1 protein-coding gene is annotated in these 387 nt (G+C 49.6%); it reads right to left on the reverse strand.

Annotation, left to right across the window (positions count from 1 at the left end):
* Positions 1-150: 150 nt before the first annotated feature.
* Positions 151-387 (reverse strand): substrate-binding domain-containing protein (locus GVL04_RS24365; protein WP_159709189.1); only part of this gene is annotated, 237 nt, incomplete at its 5' end.

The raw sequence follows: 387 nt of genomic DNA on the forward strand, positions 1-387 counted from the left end.
TAATGAAACGGTTCATCCATTTCTCCAGCAGTAAGAAGGTTACGCGCCGGAGTATGCATAATACGTTCCAGTTTTTATCACATTGATAGTAAAAGGAATTAATTAGCTGATTTCTGTCATCGTCAGATGTGACGATGACAGATGACGATCTCAGACGCCGGGGCCAGCGGTAAGAGAGTCGCGCTCAATCAGCTCGCCGGGGAAGGTTTGCTGGAATTTTAAATCGCCGCCGTCGAGCATAAAAATCAGCCGGTTAATGCTCTCTTTGAACATCTCCGTCACCGGAATTTTGACGCTGGACAGCGCCGGGATCATATAGGGCGCCAGAACGATGTCATCGAAGCCAATCACCGAGACCTGCTCCGGCACTTTCACGCCGTGCAGATG

The sequence above is a fragment of the Arthrobacter sp. 18067 genome, assembly GCF_902706295.1.
Classification (GTDB): Bacteria; Actinomycetota; Actinomycetes; order Actinomycetales; family Micrococcaceae; genus Arthrobacter.